Source organism: Rhabdochromatium marinum (genome assembly GCF_016583795.1).
Classification (GTDB): domain Bacteria; phylum Pseudomonadota; class Gammaproteobacteria; order Chromatiales; family Chromatiaceae; genus Rhabdochromatium; species Rhabdochromatium marinum.
The window spans coordinates 1-20607 of the sequence record NZ_NRRS01000066.1 but is presented as its reverse complement, the minus strand read 5'-3'; the positions used below and the strand labels follow the sequence as shown (position 1 = coordinate 20607).

Genomic DNA, 20607 nt, shown 5'->3' with positions numbered 1-20607 from the left:
TGGCTTACCAATAACCGTCTGCCATTTTCCACCAGGAACCAGCAAATGGAACAAAATCGAGCATCGCTTGTTCTCGTTTATCACCCAAAACTGGCGAGGCAAACCGCTTGTCAGTCATGAGGTCATCGTCAATCTCATCGCAGCCACGACGACGGACACAGGATTACGCGTTCATGCAGAATTAGATTCCACTACCTATCCTCTCGGCCAAAAAGTCACTGCCGCTGAGTTGGCTGCCGTCAACATCAAGCGACACGACTTCCATGGCGACTGGAATTACACTATTTCACCAGCACAAAATGGAACACTTATTTTGTGACAATCCCTGAGTATTCATCACCACATGAAAATTGACACAAGCAGACTCTTCGCGGTTCCAGTTTTGGTGGCTGTGATCGCCGTCGTATCAATGGCCAAGTTTGTTTCTAGCGGCTCGGATCCTGCCGGAACACTCCTGGTCAGTGAAACTCTGTTAACCCATGGCACATTGAAACTTGATCACTACGGTCCGGAGGTTCTGAGTAGATACGGATATCGTGTTCGCGAAAAAAACGGCCACTACTACTATTATTTTCCTCTCGGCACCTCGCTCGCCAGTCTTCCGTTTGTTGCTATGGCGAAGGGGTTTGGCTTCGAGATGGCGATACATGAAGCAGAGGTGCAACGGGTGATTGCCGCGTTGACATCCGCCCTGACGGTCGTTCTGCTGATCGCGCTCGCGCGCCTTTTCCTAGAACCGCTCAATGCGATCTTGATCAGTGCAATTTTTTGGGCCGGCTCATCGCTTGCCAGCACCAGCGGTGGGGGGCTGTGGTCGCACAATTTCGCGATCCTGTTCGCGCTTGGGGCGATTTATACTGCTATCCGCGCGACCAGACTCCAGCAAGCGGGATTGTGGCCAGTGATTGCCATAACCCTGTTTCTCGCCTATCTCTGTCGACCAACCATGGCGTTGCTGGCGCCTTTTTTGCTGCTGTATCTGTTCAGCGATCACCGCCTGAATGCTATCAAGGCTGGGCTGCTGCTAGCGGCACTCTTGGGTGGATTTATGCTCTTCAGTGTTAATGAATTTGGTCAGCTCTTGCCGGATTACTACCTGCCTGGACGCCTTTCCACGAGTCATATTCAAATCGTTGGTGGTACCTTCAGCGATGCCCTCTACGGCAACCTTTTTAGCCCCGCCCGAGGGCTGTTGATTTACTCGCCCTTCATTCTTGTCGTCTGGCTCTGTTTGGGGCAGTCGGATAAGCCATGGGGTCTGAAGCGATCATGGCTGCTTATCGGCCTGGCCTGGCCGCTAGCGCATTGGGTCGTGGTGTCCAATTTCTCCCATTGGTGGGGTGGACAGGGGTTTGGTGCGAGGTTAATGAGCGATAGTTTGCCCGGGCTTTTTCTGCTAACACTGTATTCTTGGCCTACTGCCTTGAGAGGCCGTTTTGGTAAAGCCGCAACCGGACTGCTAGCGATTGCATCGATATTCGCGATCCTCGTCAATACCGGGCAGGGATTGTTCGGCTATTACGCAAACATCTGGGCGGCTCAGCCAAGCGTGGACGATCACCCCTGGTATCTGTTCGACTGGCACTATCCCCAGTTGCTTGCCAGCAAGCGGGGGCATGAGAGGCGCCTCGCTCAGAATGCACAGCGAACTATTTCCTTTGATTCCGCCGATGCTAGCTTTATCGGTTGGTGCGAGCCTGAAGCCACCCAACGCTGGTCATCAGGCACAACGTCCGAAATGACTTTTCGAGTTGATGGCCGGGGCGGACCCTATCAAGGGATATTTCACCTGCAAGCATTTTTCTTCGGCCGCCAACGGGTTACCATGCTCCTGAACGGCGTTGAAATCTACCAAGGGCAGCTGGCGGGCAACAATGTGCATCTAACCGTGGATTTCCCGCCAGACCTGCTGCGCAATGGCGAGAATTCGGTCATCTTTCGTTTGCCGGATGCGGTTCAAGCCAGCGATACCGATACCCGCGTGCTGGGATTGGCTTTCGAGAAACTGCGCTACGACTGACAGGAAGTGCTAGCATATACGCCTTCGTTCCATAAACTCCGAGGAGACCCGCTGAATGCTCGACCCTGTTGCCCCTGTCCCGGACGACGCCACTGCGGTTATGCAACGACTGACGGCCTTCGGGTTGCTGACCGAGGACGCCAGACCCTACTTTCAGACCCATTTCGAGCGTTACCAGACCACCCTGAATTTGATCAACTTCCCTGAGGGCATCCCTAATCCCCGTATTCTCGAACTGGGTGGCGGCACCCTTCTGTTCACTCTGTTACTGAAGGACCGTTTCCCAGGCGCCGAAATCGTCATCGGCACCTTCGACGACGAGGAGACAACGGAGCGGTGTGCTCATAATCCCCAAACCGGGGAAACCTTGGCTTGTCAAGCGCATTGCTTCAATATCGAGCAAGATGAATGGCCACTTCCAGACGCCAGTTTCGACTTGGTCATCAGCATGGAAATGCTTGAGCATCTGCTGCTCGATCCCTGTCACGTCTTTCGCGAGGCTAAGCGCATTCTGCGCACAGGGGGGCGTTTTCTGGTGACCACGCCAAACATTGCTTGTTACGAATCAGTCAAGAGCCTGCTGAATCTCGAAACCCCTTATCGATTCGGTATCTACTCACAATTTGGACCCTATGGCCGTCACAACCGGGAGTACACTCCCATCGAAGTCGCCGAACTTGGTGAATACGCCGGCTTCGACGAAGACGTACTCGTTACGCATGACGTCTACCCGATTTCCCAGGATACTTCCGACTTGCGTGCCAACTTTGGCGCGCACCTCAGAGGACCGGACGAGCTCCGCCACCAAAACATCTTTTACGTCGGCCGCAAGACTGATCGTCCCTTCGGTCCCTACCCAAGTAGCCTCTACACTGAAGATCCGCACCTTCATCGAGCGCGAATTGCTGTCACACTTCATGACGAGACCAGCCTTGCCCTCGGCGACATCCATGGCGAAGCGTTGGTGACTAACCTTGGCGGCTACACTTGGACAACGGCTGGCGAGGGTTACACCCGCTTGCGCATCGCCCTCGCTGCGCTAAACGGAACACTGATCAAACGCGACTTTCACGGTATTAGGCTTCCTGGCCCGATTGAACCCGGCCAACAGGCAAGCATTCCCTTCGTCGTTGCTGCACCCAGGCAGGCAGGTGACTACCAGTTCTGCTTCGACATGGTCCATGAGAACGTCTGCTGGTTTTCCGATGGTCGCACCTGGCCCCAGAGCATTGCCGTGCGCGTCAACCCCGCCTGACTCCCTGTCGTCCTCTACCCGCCTGCTGAGTCAGCCTCCAGACCCAATCTTTGCCAATCTCCGATCAGGAAAATCCGCGCTCCATGCAACCGCTGGTTTCAGCCCGTCGCTATCTCGAAAACGCAGGTATAAGCAATCTGCTGACAAGTGCCTGGCGTTTCCGGCACTACATCGGCGGCGCCATCCTTAACACCTTTCGCGCTCGGCTTGCTCGTAGTCGCCTGGGCGCCGTTTGGATGATCCTCAACCCGCTCGCCCTGGTTGCCATCTACGCCTTGGTGTTGTCCGTCTTTCTGGCCGGGCGCCTGCCAGGGCTTGAGGGTCGTTTCTCCTTCGCCATCTACCTCACCGCCGGCATATTCGCCTGGACCCTATTCTGCGATTTGCTCACGCGCGGCGTCACCCTGTTCATCGACCACGCCAACCTGATCAAAAAGGTTGCCTTCCCGCGCATCAGCCTGTTGCTCACCGTCGTCGGCGTCGCCCTGATCGACAACCTCATGCTGCTGCTTGCCGTCATTCTCATCTTTGGTGTGCTCGGCCACTGGCCCGATGCGCACATTCTCTGGCTGCCGCTGCTGGTTGCGCTCAACCTCGGTATCGGGCTTGGGCTCGGGCTGCTGCTCGGCGTCCTCAATGTCTTCATACGCGACATCGGGCAGGTCGTGCCCGTGGTGCTACAATTCACCTTCTGGCTCACGCCCATTGTCTACGCCCATGAAATGCTGCCACCGGCCGCGCAGACGCTGACAGCCTTCAACCCCCTGGTTCCGCTGATCACCTCCTATCAGGACGTCATGGTTTTCGCTCGCGCCCCGCAGCCACTTGCCCTGTTGGAGCTGACCCTGCTCGCGATCCTGTTGCTCGCGTTAGCGCAAATGCTCTTCCGCCGCGCCAGCCCCGAAATGGTCGACGCCCTATGAGTCCGCCTAGAATGAATTCACCCAGATGAGCCTCCTCAGCGTTCGCAATCTCGGCAAGGCCTACCGTCGCTACGACGCCGAGTGGCAGCGTGTCGCCAACTGGTTTGGCGCCTCTCATTCACCATGCCAGGAACACTGGACGCTGCGCAACATCGACTTCGAGCTAAACCCCGGAGAATCCCTCGGCATCGTCGGGCGCAACGGTGCCGGCAAGAGCACCTTGCTCAAGATAATTACCGGCATCGTAGCGCCGAGCGAAGGTCAGATCGAGCTGCGCAGCCCCAACCCCAGCGACACACAAAAGGGTCGCATCGCGGCGATTCTCGAGTTAGGCATGGGCTTTGATCTCGAACTGACTGGTCGCCAGAACGCTCTGCACACGGCTGAACTCATGGGCTTCGAGCGCGCTCATGTCCAAGCCGCGCTGCCCGAGATTGCCGCCTTCGCCGATATTGGGAGTTACTTCGATCAGCCCCTGCGCACCTACTCCACCGGCATGCAGGCGCGGGTCGCCTTTGCCGCCGTCACCGCCTTCCGACCCGATCTGCTCATCGTTGATGAGGCCCTTTCCGTCGGCGACGCCCACTTCCAGGCCAAATGCTACGAGCGCATCGCCGCCTTCCGCGCCCAGGGCACCAGCCTCATCTTGGTCACCCACGCCATGTCGGATGTCATCGTCCACTGCGACCGTGCCCTACTGCTGCGCGACGGACGCCTGGTCGGCGATGACACGCCTGCGCATATCACGAATCTCTATTTCGACGATCTCTTTGGTCACAGCTGTCCGGTCACCGCCGCGCCAGCCGTGGACCCTCAACCCGAGGGAGCGTCCACCCACTCGGACTTCGACACTGCCGACGCGCGCGAACGCTTCCACACGCGACCCGGCTACCGCAAGGAAGAACACCGCTGGGGCGAGGGTGGCGCGGTGATTCTCGACTACCGCATCCGCGCCGCCGAGGTCGAGTATCCTGCCTGCATCGAAAGCGGCACCATGACGGAATTCGCCTTTCGCGTTCAATTCGAGCGTGCCTGCGCCAGCGTCGTCCCTGGACTGCTGATCAAAACTCTCGACGGCGTCTTCGTCTACGGTGCCAACAGCCTCGTTGTTCGCTCAGGCCGCACCGGCGGGCCTATCGCCGTCGGCACTGGGGCAAGGCGCGTTTTCCGCTTTCGGCTGCCGCTCGCCCTCAACGGTGGCGACTACCTGATCTCTTTCGGCATCTCCGCCGGCGATCAGACGGAAACCTTGATCCCGCTTGAGCGCCGCTACGACGCCGTCATCGTTCACGTCAGCCGCGCGCTTCCCTTCTGGGGACTTGCCGACCTCGACGCCACCCTTGAGGTGGACGGAGCCTCCGCCGCATGACCGATCCCACCCAGTCCGACCGGCTAGCCGCGCTGGTTGCTGCGCTGCCCGAGCTGTACCAGCCCATCCACGGCCACCCGGAGTACCCTGCCGCCGCCAAGCGCGCTTGCGCCGACCGTTTGAAGCATATCAATGCCGTGCACGATTGCCTCGCTGAATTACACGGCCGTCCTTTGCGCGTGCTTGACCTCGGCTGCGCCCAGGGCTACTTTAGCTTACAGCTCGCCTCGCGCGGTGCCAGCGTCGAAGGCATTGACGTCGACCTGCCCAGTATCAGGCTCTGCCAGCATCTCGCCGCCGCTGAGCCCGATTTGAATATCCGCTTCCAGCGCGCCCGAGTGGAAGATGTCCTGCGTCGGCTCGACCCCGCCTCGGTCGACGTCTCCGGCTACGACCTCATCCTCGGCCTCAGCATCCTGCATCATATCGTCAACAGCCACGGCGCTGCCCAGGTGCGCACCTGGCTCCATGCCGCCGCCGGCACCGGCGCCACCCTGCTGCTTGAACTCGCGTTACGCGAGGAGCCCCTCGCCTGGGCCGCAGCCCAGCCCGAAGACCCGCGCGAGCTGCTCGCCGAGCTGGCTTTCGTCCATGAGCTAGCCTGGCATCCGACCCACTTGAGCGACATCGACCGCCCGCTGTTTGTCGCCAGCAATGGCCACTGGGTGCTGCCGCCGCTCGCCGGTACCATCGACCGCCACCGGCGCGACCCCCATGCGCTCGCCCGTAACCACTATCACGGCTCGCGGCGCTATTTCGACTCCGGCGACCGGCTCGTGAAGCTGTTCGACTACACTGCCGACCCAGCGCTCGACAACCGTGGCGAGCTGACCCGCGAAGCCGCCTTCCTGCGCGATCCGCCGCCCGGTCTCAGTTTGCCCGCCCTGCACCTGTTCGCCGCCACCGACCGTGCCGGCTGGCTGGTGCGCGAGCGTCTGCCTGGCACCCTGCTGCTTGAATGCCTGCCAGACCTCGACCCCACCGCCCGTCATCAGGTGCTCGGCGACATCCTTGCGCAACTCATCGCCCTGGAGGACGCCGGCCTTTATCACAGCGACCTGCGCATCTGGAATATCCTCATTGATGCCGCCGGTCATGCTCGGCTGCTGGACTACGGCGCCATTCAGCCTGAGCCTGCCGACCGCGCCTGGCCAAGCGACCCCTTCCTGGCCTTCCTGATCTTTGTCTACGAACTCATCACCGGCCAGGTCAGCCAGCCCGAGCCTCTGCGCATCGCCGCCATCAGCCCCTGGCGCCTGCCGCCGCCCTATCGCGACTGGGCCGCCGCGCTCTGGAGCCAAGCGCGCGCCGACTGGACTTTCCGCCAGCTGCGCGCCAGCCTGCCCGGGCGGCCCGACGCCCATCCAGAGCCGGCCATCCCGACCCCCGGCACCCCAGCCCCCGATGTCAACCATCACTGGGCTGCTGCCATCGAAGCCGCCATTGACATCCACACCCAAACCATGCGCAATCTCACTTGGGATCACGACCTCCATGAACGCTTGCTGCATTTGACCGCCGAGCACGCCCGACTCGAGATCTGGAGCCGCGAGCTGCAGCAGTCGCTTGAAGACGCCCAGCGCCAGCGTGACCAGGCCGAGACGCGCGCCGCCGCCGCCGAGATGCGCGCCGCCACCGCCGAGGACCGCACCGCCGCCGCCGAGACGCACGCTGCCGCCGCCGAGGCTGCCGTTGCAGGCATGCGTCGAGCGCTCTCCTGGCGGCTGACCGCCCCACTGCGCTGGACACTCGACCGGCTCTACACCCTCCATGCCCTGCTAGGCCATGCGCGCTACATCCTCCACGCCCTGCCGCGTCATCTTGTGCGTGCCGTACTCGCTCGCCCGTGGCTCAGCGCTCCTGCCCAACGGCTGCTCAACCGCATGCCGTCCTTGCGCCAGCGCATCAAAAGCCTGCTCCTAACCGACGTCAGCGCGTCACCGTCAACGGCGGTCGAACCTCCCCCCGAGGTCGCCCGCGTCCGTCGCGCCCTGCGCCGCTATGCCGGGCAGGCGACCGATTAACCGACTCATGCCAATGCCGATGCGCCTTCTGATTGATACCCGCTATCTGCCAATTCCCCCGGCTACCGACCTTGCCGGTTCCAGCGACAGCCCGGCGCTGGCGCTGGTGCTTGCCGCCATCGCTGCCCCAGCGCAGTACAGCATTCATCTTTGGTTGCCAGCCAGCGCGCCTGCGGCCACCATCGCCGCGCGCCGCGCTTGGGAGGCCTATCTGCCCCACCAGCGCCTTCATGCCGCGCCGCTCGATCCCAATCCATTGCTTCAGGCCGCTGCCATTGCCGCGCTCGCGCCCGACCTCTTCTGGCTGCCCACGCCAGCCGCGCTCACTGCCAAGGACGCCGATCTGTCCGTCGCGCCACCGCCCATTCTGCCTGGTATTGCCACCCTTGCCAGTACGCCGCCGTGCCCTGATCTTGACCGCCATCCGCACGATCAGGTCCAAGGCCGCCCGCAGCTCGCTCGCTACTGGCAATGGCTCAAAACCGCCACCAGCATCTGGTGCGATGACCCCGCGCACGCCGACCAACTCCGCGACTGTCTACTGATCGCCCGCGACCGCCTGAGCGTTTTCACCGCCACTGCCAGTGCCGCCCGCGCCGCCGAGCTGCTTGCCGTGCACCGAGAGCTCCAGCAGCCCCGTCCGACGTTGGCCTACCTCTCCCCACTGCCGCCCGCGCGCTCCGGGATCGCCGACTACAGCGCCGAGCTCCTGCCCGAGCTGGCCGTCCACTACGCCATCACCTTGGTCAATGTCGATCCAACGACCGATCCCTGGCTCGACGCCAACTTCCCGGTTATCGACATCGCCAGCTTCAACGCCCAGGCGCACCGCTTCAAGCGTATTCTCTACCATGTCGGCAACTCGGAATACCACGCCCACATGGTCGCGCTGCTCGCCGAGCATCCCGGTGTTCTGGTTCTACACGACTTCTACCTTGGCCACCTCCACGGCTGGCGTCAAGCCCTCGGCGGTGAGCCCGGCGCTCTGGTGCGCGCCCTGCGCGACAGCCACGGCTGGCCCGCGCTCGCCTGCCTGGCACGCGATGGGCAAGACGCCGCCATTTGGCACTATCCCGCCAATCGCGACATCATGGCCACCGCCACCGGCGTTATTGTCCACTCCAACCACAGCCGCGCACTAACGCACGACTGGCTCGGGCCGGAGCCAGCCACGTGCCTACGGCAGATTCCCCATTTGCGTCGCCTTCCGCGCTTGGCACCGAACGCGCGCGCTCAGGCGCGCGCCGCCTTGGAACTGGGCGCGCGGGACTTCATTGTCTGTAGCTTCGGCTTTCTCGGGCCGGCCAAATGTAACCAGCTCCTGCTCGACGCCTGGGAGCAAAGTCCTCTTGCCAACAACGCCGACGCCCATCTCGTCTTCGTCGGGCAGAATCACGACGGCGACGACGGCCAGCGCATTGCCGCCCGCCTGCGCACCTGGCGCGGCGCCCGCCCCCCGCGCATCACCGGCTACGCCAGCCCGGGCGACTACCGCCTGTGGCTCGCCGCCGCCGATGTCGCTGTCCAGTTGCGTCAGAACAGCCGCGGCGAAACCTCTGGCACCGTCCTCGACTGCCTCGCCCATGGCCTGCCGCTGATTGTCAACGACCACGGCAGCATGAGCGACCTGCCCGCCGACAGCATCTACCGGCTGCCCGACCCGCCCACCGCCGCCGCGCTGCGCGCCGCGCTCGACACCCTGCACGCCGACCCTGCCGCCCGCACCGCGCTGGCTGAGCATGGCCGCGCTACCATCGCCGCCCATCATCACCCGCCGCGCATCGCCGCCGCCTACCGCGATGCCATCGAATCCTTCGTCCACGCCAGCCCAGGCGCACGCCACCAGCGCCACATTGCCAGCCTGGCCCCCAACTGTGCAGCCGATCCCGCCGCGTTCGCCACCCTCGCCGAGTCCCTCGCTCTGCTCGCCCCGACGCCTGGCCCTGCGCGCTGCTACCTTGACATCACCGCCCTGCGCCTCGCCTCCCGCGTCACCGGCATCGAGCGCGTGACCCAGGCCTTGCTCGACGCCTTCCTGGCCGATCCGCTGCTCGCCACCCGCGTCACCCCCGTCTATGCCACCGCTGAGGGCTACCGCGAGGCCTGGGGGTATGTGCTGAGCCGCCTTGGCCTGCCGCCCGCCCTGCTGCCTGACGCGCTCATCCTGCCGCGCCCCGGCGAGCTGTTCCTGGGGCTCGACTGGGTGCCGGGCGAGATCGTCCGCCAGCGCCAGCGCCTCGCCGCCTGGCGCGCCCGTGGCCTGCGCTGCTGGTTCCTGGTCCATGACATCCTGCCGATGACCAACCCGGAATGGTTCCCTGCCCACATGCCGCCGCACTTTCGCGCGTGGCTCATGGCCCTCGCCGAGCTAGCCGACGGCTGCGTCTGCGTCTCCGGCGCCACCGCCGCCGCCCTTGGCGACTGGTGGGCGGGGCAGGGCGTCGCCCAACCGCCCCGCCTGCGAGTTTCCCACAACGGCGCTGATTTCCCGCCCGCCGCGAACGGCAACACTGCCTCCGCTCCCCGACTCCCGCCCGCGCTCGCCACCGCCCTCGCCGCGCGACCCAGCCTGCTCATGGTTGGCACCCTGGAGCCTCGCAAGGGCCACCGCCACGCCATCCATGCGCTTCAGCGCCTGTGGGCTGACGGCCACGATCTCAACCTCATCATCGTCGGCGGCGAAGGCTGGCTTGACGACAGTCAAGCCGATCGCGCCCCCATTGTCGCCCTCGCGCACCTCATTCGTCAACATCCCGAGCACGGCAAGCGCCTATTTTGGCCATCAAGCATCGACGACGCCAGCCTCGCCGCGCTCTACTGCCGCGCCACCGCCCTGCTCGCCGCCGCCGAGAACGAAGGCTTCGGCCTGCCGTTGATCGAAGCCGCCCATCACCATCTCCCACTCATCGCCCGCGACATCCCCGTCTTTCGCGAAATCGCCGGCGACCATGCCTGGTACTTCCCCGCCAACGCCGGCCCCGACGGCCAGGCACTCGCGGCCAGTCTGAGCGCCTGGCTCAGCGCCCAGCGCGCCGGTCAAGCCCCGTCCAGCAGCGGCCTGCGCGCGCTTACCTGGGTGCAAAGCGCCGCCTGTCTGCGCGACATCCTCCTTGCCGACCTTAACGACGCGGCCCCGCACCTCTCCGCAACTGCTGCGCCCATGGAATAAAGCACCCCATTGTGCTAGTCAACGGAAAAATTCTGCGCTACCATTGGCCTGTCGATATTGTAAATCATGAACGAAAAGTCCATTTTGTAATGTGGCACCGTTTTTGATCCTAGTTCACATTTACCACTGTCATAGACAGCCGGTCATCAACAAGCCGGGCCTTATGCTACGAAATGTCACGCTTCCTGAAGCTAGGAAATTGATCTCATGACTTACCAAGACATCGTCCAACAATTCTTTATTTCCTACTACGACCGGCCTGCTGATCCGGGTGGCTACAGCTTCTGGTTGGATGCGCTTTCGAATCCAGCGGGCGAATTCTATATCCCTCAGACTGTGGTCACTACCGCAAACACGGTCGACGACATATTGAACGACGGAACCTACGGTACCGAGATCACCGGCGTGATCACGCGGTTCGGCACCTCTAATGAGTTCACCGCGAAATATGGCACCGACCCGACAGCGGATGACTTTGTCAACGACCTCTACATGAACGTTCTCAATCGTGGCTACGTTCCCACCGGCGATGGGACTTTCTGGTTGGAATACTATGACCAGCAGATCGCCGACGGCGCCACTCCCGCCGAGGCGCGCGCCAACCTCGCCATCCTCTTTGTCGGTGGCATCGCTGGCGGCAGCCCCTCCGACCAGGCCATGATTGGCAATAAGGTCACGCTCGCCAACCAAGCCACCACCGACGCTCAGTCCCTGATCGACGCTGGCCTGACCGACGAGTCCAACCAGTTGGTCAACTATGTCCGCGACGACCTGTTTAACCAGAACCTAGCCGATCCGGACACCTTCGCCGCAGCTGAGACCAGCCTGGCCAACGAATACGATGACCTTTTGGATTCCACTGGCGCGATGATTGATCTCGACGGCATGACCGAGGTTTCTGGTACTGCCGGGGTAGAAGACATCTTCGCCCTGACTTTCGATTCCGCTAGCGGCAGCATGGTCGCTACCGGCACTCAGGTTACCATCACTAACTTTACGGTCGGCGAAGACACACTGCGCTTCATCGACGGCAATGCCGCGACCGCGACACCCGCTCAGTTCTTCGCCGCCGATACCGGTATCATGCCCGTCTCTGACGGTTTTGATAACCAAACCCTCATTCTATTCCGGCCAGATGGGGACAGCTTTGACCCCGCCCCATCCTCTATCACCTTGGTCGGCGTGAGCAACCTGGACAGTGCTGGCGCCAACCAGATCGACGTCGCCACCCTGACCGCAGTCGACGGCGCCGCCATCTACGAGCTCGTATAATCATCAGAGAACTTTTGTCCTTCGGCAGACCTCACGTCTACCACCAGTGAGACACTAGCGTCATGCTGGTCAGACATGCTGCCTGAACAGACAACCTTCAGCGAGAGAATTTAGCATGATCATCTTTTGCTTTAAATTCAGCGCGGCGGCTTTTTTTTGCTAGCCATGCGAAAGAGCTCTGTGCTAGGATTTTTATTGAATGCACAGGCTAGTCTCATCAACTCTAACTTGACGTCACACATCCCTACACGGAGACCGACCCGATGACCTACGATGAAATCGTCCAGCAGTTCTACATCGCCATGTACGATCGTCCCGCCGATCCTAGCGGTTACACTTTTTGGTATGACAGCCTGTCCAGCCCTGACGGGCAGTATTATGTTCCTGAGGACGTAGTAAGCGCTGCAAATACGGTTGATGACTTACTGAACGATCCGACTTACGGTTCAGTCATCGCCGGCATCATCACTGTATTCGGTACCTCTGATGAGTTTACCGCCGCCTACGGCGAGGATCCTACGGCTGCTGAATTCGTGGATGCTCTCTATCTGAACACGCTCAATCGTAATTACAATTCGGCTGATGACGCTGACGGTTCCTTCTGGCTCGATTATTACGACGAGCTCGTCGCCGGCGGTGCCAGCGCAGCTGAGGCTCGTGCGGAAATTGCCATCCTCTTCGTCGGCGGTGTCGATGGCGGTAGTGAAAACGACCAGGCCATGCTCAACAATAAAGTCGCTCTAGCCGACGAGACGACCGGCTTGGCGCAAGACCTGTTCGACGCTGGTCTGACCGCCGAAGCCAATACCTTGATCAACTTCGTCCGTGACGGCGATTTCAACCAAAATCTGGCTGATGAGACGGTCTACGACCAAGCCGTGTCGGATGTAAACGCCGAATACCAAGATTTGAATACCCCTCCAGGCGAAACCTTCACGCTCACTACGGCTATCGACACCATTGAGGGTACCGAAAACAACGATACCATTGACGGTGTCGCCTCTAACATCAGCTCTGAAAGTACCCTCAACCCCGGCGACCAGATTGATGGTGCAGCAGGCACTGACACCTTAAATATTACGGTCAATGCCGACTTTGCCGGCTTCAGCGGCGACGGCTTTATGACGAATGTCGAAGTTGTGAATCTGACTAACACCGGCAGCTCGCGCACCTTCTCGACCAAGGGTGCCGACGGAGTGGAAACCTACAACCTGACAGGCGCGATTAGCCTGTCCGAGTTGGCGTCCACCGACGCCACTGTTAACCTGAGCGACATGGCTTCAGGCACCACCACCCTCGCGTACGCCACCGACGTGACCACCTCGACCGACGATTCTCAGGCGCTGGGTCTGAACAATATCGGCACCGTCAAGACCGATACCGTCTCTGAAGCAGCGGTAGGCGTCACCGCAACGGGCATTGAGGCGCTGGCTATCACGGCAACGGGTGACAACGTGGTCAAGCTCGGTGCTGATGACGCGGAAACCATCACCGCCATGGGTGACGGCAGCCTTAAGATAACAGAGGTCGGTACAGGGCTTGAGACCGTTGACGCATCTGCGATGACAGGTGCTCTGGATATCGACCTTGGCGATACCAGCGGCGTGACTCAGGTCGTGGGTGGGGATGCCGATGACACCATTCGCGCAACGGCAGGCGATCTGGCAACCAATGCCGAAATCTCTGGTGGCGGGGGCATGGATACCCTCTACCTGAAGGGCGCAATCGGCAACGTTCAGTACCAGATGGCCGGTGTCGAAACCGTCAAGGTCAGTGGAACGACCACCACCTTCTCGGGCACAGATACCAGTGGCCTGGAGTCAGTTGAGATCAACGGCAGCGGCGCCGGCGATGCAACATTCGCGAACCTCGGCACCATCGCGCTCGGGATTCACTTAACAGAGGATGGGGGCAACGACGCCACATTTGATCACAGCGGTTCGACCACCGTGTCGGTCACCGGCGGCACCAAGGATGAAGTGAATGACGCCACTTCAGAGCTTACCCTGACGAACACGAAAAGCTTAGACATCCAGTCTGCCAAATATAACAATCTCGACAGCGCGATCATAGGAGAGAACATCGAGACTCTGACCTCTACCAACGCTGGGGATGTCGATCTGACCAATGCTGCAACTGATCTCTCTGGCGTGCAAGAAGTCACCATCGACAGCGCCGGATCTTTTGAAGTAGGCGCTTTGGCGGCTCTGGCGACGGCAAACTTAAGCGGTACTGGAAGCGATGCTGAGATAGAGTTAGGCGATCTTGGCGCTGCCGCGAACGAATACGGCGTCACCCTGACAGCCGAAGGTCTATCAAGCGGACTGACACTGGGTGCCATTCGTGTCGACGCCGCAGGCGGTGATGACGTCTTGCTAGATCTTAACGGCATGTCAGGAGAAGTTAAAATCACCACCACTTTGCAGGGCAACACCTCGGTTATCGAGGGTGACACCGTGACGATCGACGCCGGTGGCTCTCTTGGTCAAGTCCGCGTTGGTTTTGACATTAGTGGTGGAGCTAGCTTCGGTAACGCAATTGTGGCGGACACCGTCAATTTCACCGGTTCCGGCCTCGCTTCCAACTATGTTGGCGCTACGGTCACCTCAGAGGCCACGATGGTTGGTGGCATCGCTTTAGACCGGTTTGTTATGGATGTTGATAACGCTGTCGGTGAGACGGCAGAGATCAGTCTGAGCGGTGGACTTGGTAATGACCAGTTCTTGATTGCTGACGATGTAGCCCCGAACGGTAAAGCGATCGTCGAAATCACCGATTATAACAACGGCGACCAGACTAACGCATCAGCTGCGTCGAACACGCAGGACTTCTCTGCTGGTGGTACCAACGCGGCAGACCTGCTCGAGAGCGCTGGTGTTACGGTCTCTGGTGGTTTTACCTATATCAACACAGTTGTTGCCAACACGAGCCCGGATGTAGCACCCAATCCCCCCGGTGGCACTGATATCTACGGTTTTACCAACAACGGTAATACCTACTTCTTGCTCGGTGACGATGCCGATGGCACATTTGAGGACGGGGAAGTACTCATTCAAGTGACCGGCATCACTATGGATAACGACGAAGCTCAGGACTTCTTCTCGTTCTACACTGTATGAGCTTAAAGGCCTAATAGCTTAAAGGGGGCAGGCTCGATTTAAGTTTCGAGTCCGAGCCACCTCGGGCAAGGAGGCCTGGTTGTCTACTATCCAGCCCCTAAGGGTCGATTCCTTGGGGGCTTTTTCGTGTTGGGCAGAGTGCGACAGTCTGCGCTCTGCCTGATGCTCTGGGTTGGCGAGCTGTGGAGCACGGACACAGAAGCTTCCAATGAAGCCTGGCTCCTCAAAGTGCGCGGACGGTTTAAGGTTTTGGGTTCTTTGAGAATTTCCTTGATTCGTAACTAATTGATTGTAAAAAGAATACTTTTCTTCCCGAGAGATCCAAAAAGACTCTTTGTAACAGGCGGCCCACATTAAGAATACGGTAACGCCGCCGTTTGATCACTTTAATCTTATTGTTAAGCCCTTCAACAAATCCACTTGAATCACGATGTACAAAGTAATTGATGATCTCTGTCATATAAGACTCCAGAGTTGATAAAAAAGTAGTGGTAACTGCCCAGGTACCTTTTCCGAAAAAATGACTTGACATTGGCCGGGTAGTGGGAGTCACACTCTATCCATCATGCAAGCGATTCAAGCGACAGCCTCTGACTCCCTCACGGAAGCTTCTGCCTACCCGACAACGGAGGCCGAGTTGATCGCTCGCTTGCAAGCCGAAAACGCGTCGCTCCGGGAAGCCTTGAGCGCCTCGCAAGCGGCGCTGACGGATGCCCACGAGACCATCGCCCAATTGCGTGCTCGCATCGACGAACTGGAACGCCGGTTGGGGCTCAACAGCGGCAACAGTGGAACCCCCCCCGTCGAGCGATGGGCTGAAGAAACCCATTCGCAAGCGCACAATGAGCTTGCGCGAGCCCTCAAAACGCAAGCCGGGCGGACAGCCGGGGCACCCGGGTGAGACCCTGCGCTAAGTGCCCGATCCGACGGTGGTCGTTGAGCATTACCCAAGTGCGTGCCACACCTGCGCTCTGCCCTTATCGGCAGAGACCAGCACCGGCTACCAAGCGCGGCAGGTCTTCGATCTCCCGCCGCCCCAGCCCTTGGAGGTGACCGAGCATCGCGCCCACAACTGTCAATGTGATCAGTGTGGCGCTTCGACCCGAGCCGAGTTCCCGCCGGACGTGACAGCGCCGGTGCAGTACGGCCCCCGCCCCATGGCCTTGGTGGTGTATTTGCTGCATGATCAGTTTGTTCCCGAGGATCGGCTGGTCGAATTGATGGCGGATCTGTTTGGCATCAAGCTGGCAGCCGCCAGCCTCGCGCGCTTCAGCGCCCGGTGCGCACAGCGCTTCCAAGGGTTTGTCGGGGGCGTTTGCGAAGCGGTTAAGACGGCGGGCGTCAAGCATCTGGACGAAACCGGCTTTCGCATCGGCAAGAAGCTCCATTGGCTGCACGTCGCCGCCACCGAGTGGCTGACCTTTTACCGCTTTTCCCCCAAGCGGGGTCGCTTACTCGCTTACTGTAAGGATTGCGTGGTATCTGCGTGCATGACCATTGGAAACCCTATTACACCCTCAAAGGGGGGGGCTCCATGCCTTGTGCAACGCCCATCACCTGCGAGAGCTCAAGGCCCTGGTCGAGTTCGAGTAATAATCCTGGGCTAGACGCATGCAGCAACTGTTGCGCCGGGCCTGTCACGCGGCCAACTTAGCCCGCGCGCGCGGCGATCCCGTGCCGCCGAGGCTCGTGGAGCGTTTCCAACGCCGCTACGATGCCATCGTCGCCGAAGGGCTGGACTTTCATGAGGCCCTACCCCCGCTGCCGCCCAAGCGCGGGAGTACAGACAAACCACGGGGGCGTCCAAGACGCCGCACGGGCCACAATCTGTTATTGCGCTTGCAAACCCGGCGCGAGGATGTTTTGCGCTTTCTCACCGATCCTCGGGAGCCCTTCACCAATAATCTCGCCGAGCAAGCCCTGCGGATGATGAAACTCAGACCATTGCTTACAAGTTAAGGTTTTTGAGAAGCTGTCGAGCCTTTTTTGTTGAGTGCCCCGAGCCCCATGGACACCACCGTCTCTCCCGTTCCCACCGACGCGAAGCCGAAGAAGCGCAGTTTCGTGCGCCATCCAGCGGGATCGGCAACACCGCCCCCCGAGTGCTCCAACGGCGGACGCGGTGGCCGCGCGCCTGAGCGAGATTGTCCATCCGGCCACGCTGGGGCAGGTGAGATACTTTCACCTGCTGGGGTTGCGCGCGCGGGTGCTGACGCTGCCGGTGATGATGGGATTGGTCTTGGGGCTGGTGTGGCGCCAGATTGGCAGTGTCAATGAGCTGGTGCGGGTGGTCCAGCGCGAGCGGCTGTTGTGGGTGGAGCCGTTGCGGGATCTGACCCAGCAAGCCTTGGCGCAGCGCTTGCGCAGCCTGCCGGCGGCGTTGTTCGAACGGGTGCTCAAAAGCCTCTTGCCGGTGGTCCAGGCGCGTTGGCAGGCGCGCCAGCGCCCCGTGCCGAGCGTGATTGCCTGGGCTCAAGCGCGCTATACGGCGGTGCTCATTGCCGATGGCTCGACGATGGATGTACTGCTGCGCAAGGTGGGGTTGCTGCGCAAGGCGGCGGTGCCCCCGCTGGCGGGGCGCATGATGGCGCGGCTGGACTTGACCACCCGCCTGCCGCAGCGGGTGTGGTACGACGCCGACCCTGCCGGCCACGACACGCGCTTTTGGTCGCGTCTGCACACGGCCATTCCGACCGGGGCCTTGCTGATCGTCGATCGCGCCTTCACCGACTTTGCCCAGTGGGCCGCGTTGAGCGGGCGCGGTGTCACCTGGCTGACACGCGCGAAATCGAACCTCAAGTACGAGGTCGATCAGCTCTTCGTACATACTCCAGTCTCCGGGATCGGGTGGTGTGGGTCGGCCAAGGCGCCACCCACCAGCGCGTGCGCCTGATCGAGATCCAGGGCGGCGGCACGGTCTACCGCTACCTGACCAATGCCCTCGATCCCCTCGACTTGCCCACCGCCCAGGCCGCAGCCCTCTATGCCCAGCGCTGGCCGGTGGAGGATGCCTTTGCCATCGCCAAGCGCTTGTTGGGACTGGCTTATTGCTATGGCGGGGCACAAAACGCCGTAGAGCTGCAAGTGTGGGCCACTTGGATCCTGTACGCCGTGCTGGTCGATTTGACCGATGCCGTGGCCGAGGCACTGGGGCGCCCGTTCGCCGACATTTCCATGGAAATGCTCTACCGCAGCTTGTACTTCGTGGTCGGCGCCCAGCAGCACGATCCTACGCTCGACCCCGTACGCTATCTGGCCGAGGACGCCAAGACATTGGGCATCATCAAACGTCCCCGCAAGGCGGCTCAACACAAGACTCAGGCCCCAGTGGATTTTGCTTGCCATGACGACCAAAACCTTAACTTGTAACTGATGACCTACGAGAGTAACGATGTTTCTCGACTTTGGCCATTTTCTGAGCTTGGCTCGCTCAGCGAGAAGCCAAGCAATCACCTGAGGCGGGGCAGGCGAATCAAGTGAGGCTCGCGGCAGAGCATGGCAAGCGGTATCGTTTGAGGCTGACAAAAACATCAGAGGAGGTTCGCCATGCTTGCTGTGCCTGCCTCCATTGTAGCCGTTCTTCAGCCTTTTGCCAGCCTGTTTACGAGTCTCACATGGGCGCATGCGCAAGTGTTACTCCTTGGTACCCTGTTGGCGCAGGGGCCGCGCACGGTCACGGCGGCGTTACGGGCGATGGGGTTGTCAGGTGAGCGGCGTTTTGAGCGTTACCATCGGGTACTCAATCGAGCCCGCTGGTCCGGGGTCCGTGGAGCACAGATTTTGTTTGGACGCTTGATCGGGCTGTTACCCCCCCCGGCGTGCCGATGGTGGTGAGGGTCGATGAAACCCTGGAGCGGCGCTCGGGCCGGCGCATTCGCGCGAAAGGGGTTTATCGTGATGCGGTGCGCTCGAGCCGGCGCAAAGTGGTCACGACGATGGGGTTGGAATGGGTGGTCATGGCATTGCTGGTGCCTTTACCCTGGAGTCAGCGTCCCTGGGCCTTGGGAGATTACCAGGAAAGAACTTACCCTCTGGCTGGCCGGATGAGGATGTCCCATTTAGGCAAGGAGGGGTTGCGCTCTAACCGCGCCTCGATCGTTTTCATGGCCGCTTTGCTCAAGGTGACGCCTTTGGCGTAGATGGTGTGTGTGAGCTCGACGATCGGATGAATTTCCTTCCAGGTCGCGCTCTTGGCCCACTCCAGCATCGTCTTGACATTGATGAGCTGTGTGCCGTTCCAATGCTGTTCGAGAATCCCCCAACAGCGCTCAATGGGGTTGTATTTGCTGTGGTAAGGCGGGTAGTAGAGAAGTTGAATCGGGCATCCGATGGTGTCGGCGAAGGCCACCAGACGCGCCAGGAACTGGGTGCGGTGGCCGTGGCTTTCCGGACCGTTGTCGAGCTTGATCCGGAGCTGAGTAATGGAGTCACGTTCCTGGTCTGGGAGGCGCTTCCACCACTGCTCCAGACCATCGACGAGAAAGTCACTGGTCTTGGCCGAGTGGCCAAACCAGAGGAACAGTTGCGCGCTGTCTTCATCGACGATTCCAAAGGGGGTGTATTTTTCCGTGCACCCCATGTCGTGATCGGCGGCGCGGTTGTCCAGGCGTGTCTGACCGCCTCGGGAGTACTCACCGATGTTGACCGTGGCTTTACAGTCAATACTCAAGCGCTTGAGGGTACCGCTGGCGTCGATCATGTGGCCATCTTTGGTGTGGATATTGGCGAAGATCGCGTCGGTTTCGGGAATTTTTTTTGGGGCTTGGCCTTGAGCACCGGACGCAGCCGGTAACCGTTACGGTTGAGGACCCGCGCCATCGTACTGGGCGCGGGCAGATCCTCCTCAGCGACGCCCTGTTGGCGTAACTGCTTCAGCGCCTCGGCCGCCGTCAAGCGCGTGTAGCACAACGGGGTGCGAAATGTCGGATCTTGTTGGGACTGCGACTCTACCAGCTTCCACAACAGTGCCGCCGCCTCCGGATGCTTATCCTCCCACAGCGGTTGACCACAGCACAACTCCTGCGCCCCCAGGCATTCGATACCAGTGCGCTGTTCATGCAGGCCCAGCTCGACGGTTTGGCGCCCCCAACCGAACACGCGCTCGGCTTGCCGAGCCCGACCAGCGCAGTATTTCAGCGTCATCTCGGCTTGAAACGCCCGACGCTTGGCCCCCGTCAGCTTGGAGCTGGCCAGCTGTAAATCTTCGATGTGCATGGCCGTCAACGCCGGTGCACTCGGTTCGGTTAGACTGGGCATCGGCTGTCCCTCAGGTGTGTCGGATCGACGGCCTATAGCTTACCTCAATGGGTAAACTGTTATTCGTAAATCACCTTGCCCTTTCTGACCCTGTTGGCTCCCTCGCGAGCGGCGAATGACGCCGCTGGGCGCGTGCATCGCACGACGCTGGACTGGACGGTGGTGATGGTGCGCCTGGTCGGGCGCTGGTTGCAACGTCG

The 20607-nt window shown here is 60.8% G+C and carries 16 protein-coding genes and 1 pseudogene; 15 read left to right on the top strand and 2 right to left on the bottom strand.

Annotation, left to right across the window (positions count from 1 at the left end; all coding sequences use genetic code 11):
* The 9 genes from CKO36_RS15050 to CKO36_RS15010 all read left to right on the top strand — a co-directional run.
* Positions 1–319: ISAzo13-like element transposase-related protein (locus CKO36_RS15050; RefSeq protein ID WP_420826338.1), on the top strand; the 319-nt coding region annotated here is incomplete at its 5' end.
* A gap of 24 nt (positions 320–343) precedes the next feature.
* Positions 344–2020 carry a glycosyltransferase family 39 protein gene (locus CKO36_RS15045; RefSeq protein WP_200285219.1) on the top strand — a complete coding sequence of 559 codons (1677 nt, stop codon included), beginning with the start codon at positions 344–346 and terminating at the stop codon, positions 2018–2020.
* Positions 2021–2075: 55 nt separating this feature from the next.
* Positions 2076–3275, top strand: a complete 1200-nt coding sequence (locus tag CKO36_RS15040) for a class I SAM-dependent methyltransferase (protein ID WP_200285217.1) — start codon at positions 2076–2078, stop codon at positions 3273–3275.
* Between the two features lie 83 nt (positions 3276–3358).
* On the top strand, positions 3359–4198 hold the full coding sequence (locus CKO36_RS15035) for an ABC transporter permease (protein ID WP_200285215.1): 840 nt from the start codon (positions 3359–3361) through the stop codon (positions 4196–4198).
* A gap of 25 nt (positions 4199–4223) precedes the next feature.
* Positions 4224–5567, top strand: a complete 1344-nt coding sequence (locus CKO36_RS15030) for an ABC transporter ATP-binding protein (RefSeq protein WP_200285213.1) — start codon at positions 4224–4226, stop codon at positions 5565–5567.
* A complete protein-coding gene (locus tag CKO36_RS15025) occupies positions 5564–7591 on the top strand; it encodes a class I SAM-dependent methyltransferase (RefSeq protein ID WP_200285211.1) in 2028 nt (675 codons plus the stop codon). The genes CKO36_RS15030 and CKO36_RS15025 overlap by 4 nt, the downstream gene beginning before the upstream one ends.
* A 19-nt stretch (positions 7592–7610) precedes the next feature.
* A complete protein-coding gene (locus tag CKO36_RS15020) occupies positions 7611–10760 on the top strand; it encodes a glycosyltransferase (RefSeq protein WP_200285210.1) in 3150 nt (1049 codons plus the stop codon).
* A 207-nt stretch (positions 10761–10967) separates the two neighbouring features.
* Entirely contained in the window at positions 10968–12032 is a 1065-nt protein-coding gene (locus CKO36_RS15015; RefSeq protein WP_200285207.1) for a DUF4214 domain-containing protein, read from the top strand.
* Positions 12033–12295: 263 nt separating this feature from the next.
* Positions 12296–15151: a beta strand repeat-containing protein gene (locus CKO36_RS15010; RefSeq protein WP_200285205.1), complete on the top strand. Its 2856-nt coding sequence runs from the start codon at positions 12296–12298 to the stop codon at positions 15149–15151.
* A 241-nt stretch (positions 15152–15392) separates the two neighbouring features.
* On the opposite strand, the gene CKO36_RS20500 is transcribed toward CKO36_RS15010, so the two are convergent.
* Positions 15393–15683 (bottom strand): transposase, encoded by a 291-nt coding sequence (locus tag CKO36_RS20500; RefSeq protein ID WP_420826340.1) that lies wholly within the window; start codon positions 15681–15683, stop codon positions 15393–15395.
* A 33-nt stretch (positions 15684–15716) separates the two neighbouring features.
* On the opposite strand from CKO36_RS20500, the gene CKO36_RS15000 reads away from it, so the two are divergent.
* The 6 genes from CKO36_RS15000 to CKO36_RS20490 all read left to right on the top strand — a co-directional run bounded on the left by CKO36_RS15000 (position 15717) and on the right by CKO36_RS20490 (position 18985).
* Complete coding sequence (locus tag CKO36_RS15000; RefSeq protein WP_200285193.1) at positions 15717–16052, top strand: DUF6444 domain-containing protein; 336 nt, start codon at positions 15717–15719, stop codon at positions 16050–16052.
* A 256-nt stretch (positions 16053–16308) separates the two neighbouring features.
* Positions 16309–16758, top strand: coding sequence for an IS66 family transposase (locus CKO36_RS20495; protein WP_420826339.1), 450 nt, complete (start codon positions 16309–16311; stop codon positions 16756–16758).
* A gap of 4 nt (positions 16759–16762) precedes the next feature.
* Positions 16763–17110: an IS66 family transposase gene (locus CKO36_RS14990; RefSeq protein WP_200285189.1), complete on the top strand. Its 348-nt coding sequence runs from the start codon at positions 16763–16765 to the stop codon at positions 17108–17110.
* A gap of 163 nt (positions 17111–17273) precedes the next feature.
* On the top strand, positions 17274–18044 hold the full coding sequence (locus CKO36_RS20320; RefSeq protein WP_200285187.1) for a transposase: 771 nt from the start codon (positions 17274–17276) through the stop codon (positions 18042–18044).
* Complete coding sequence (locus tag CKO36_RS14980; RefSeq protein ID WP_338053498.1) at positions 18002–18520, top strand: hypothetical protein; 519 nt, start codon at positions 18002–18004, stop codon at positions 18518–18520. Before CKO36_RS20320 ends, CKO36_RS14980 begins: the two co-directional genes overlap by 43 nt.
* 177 nt (positions 18521–18697) lie before the next feature.
* Positions 18698–18985 carry a transposase gene (locus CKO36_RS20490; protein ID WP_200285177.1) on the top strand — a complete coding sequence of 96 codons (288 nt, stop codon included), beginning with the start codon at positions 18698–18700 and terminating at the stop codon, positions 18983–18985.
* Between the two features lie 190 nt (positions 18986–19175).
* Here the strand turns inward: CKO36_RS20490 and CKO36_RS14970 are convergent.
* Positions 19176–20293, bottom strand: a pseudogene (locus tag CKO36_RS14970) (ISAzo13 family transposase).
* Positions 20294–20607 lie beyond the last annotated feature (314 nt).

Excerpts from the sequence above, each read along its gene's own strand:
- CKO36_RS15045 (WP_200285219.1), top strand. The coding sequence starts at position 344 with ATGAAAATTGACACAAGCAGACTCTTCGCGGTTCCAGTTTTGGTGGCT.
- CKO36_RS15040 (WP_200285217.1), top strand. The coding sequence starts at position 2,076 with ATGCTCGACCCTGTTGCCCCTGTCCCGGACGACGCCACTGCGGTTATG.
- CKO36_RS15035 (WP_200285215.1), top strand. The coding sequence starts at position 3,359 with ATGCAACCGCTGGTTTCAGCCCGTCGCTATCTCGAAAACGCAGGTATA.
- CKO36_RS15030 (WP_200285213.1), top strand. The coding sequence starts at position 4,224 with ATGAGCCTCCTCAGCGTTCGCAATCTCGGCAAGGCCTACCGTCGCTAC.
- CKO36_RS15025 (WP_200285211.1), top strand. The coding sequence starts at position 5,564 with ATGACCGATCCCACCCAGTCCGACCGGCTAGCCGCGCTGGTTGCTGCG.
- CKO36_RS15020 (WP_200285210.1), top strand. The coding sequence starts at position 7,611 with ATGCGCCTTCTGATTGATACCCGCTATCTGCCAATTCCCCCGGCTACC.
- CKO36_RS15015 (WP_200285207.1), top strand. The coding sequence starts at position 10,968 with ATGACTTACCAAGACATCGTCCAACAATTCTTTATTTCCTACTACGAC.
- CKO36_RS15010 (WP_200285205.1), top strand. The coding sequence starts at position 12,296 with ATGACCTACGATGAAATCGTCCAGCAGTTCTACATCGCCATGTACGAT.
- CKO36_RS20500 (WP_420826340.1), bottom strand. The coding sequence starts at position 15,683 with ATGTCAAGTCATTTTTTCGGAAAAGGTACCTGGGCAGTTACCACTACT.
- CKO36_RS15000 (WP_200285193.1), top strand. The coding sequence starts at position 15,717 with ATGCAAGCGATTCAAGCGACAGCCTCTGACTCCCTCACGGAAGCTTCT.
- CKO36_RS20495 (WP_420826339.1), top strand. The coding sequence starts at position 16,309 with ATGGCCTTGGTGGTGTATTTGCTGCATGATCAGTTTGTTCCCGAGGAT.
- CKO36_RS14990 (WP_200285189.1), top strand. The coding sequence starts at position 16,763 with ATGCAGCAACTGTTGCGCCGGGCCTGTCACGCGGCCAACTTAGCCCGC.
- CKO36_RS20490 (WP_200285177.1), top strand. The coding sequence starts at position 18,698 with ATGCTTGCTGTGCCTGCCTCCATTGTAGCCGTTCTTCAGCCTTTTGCC.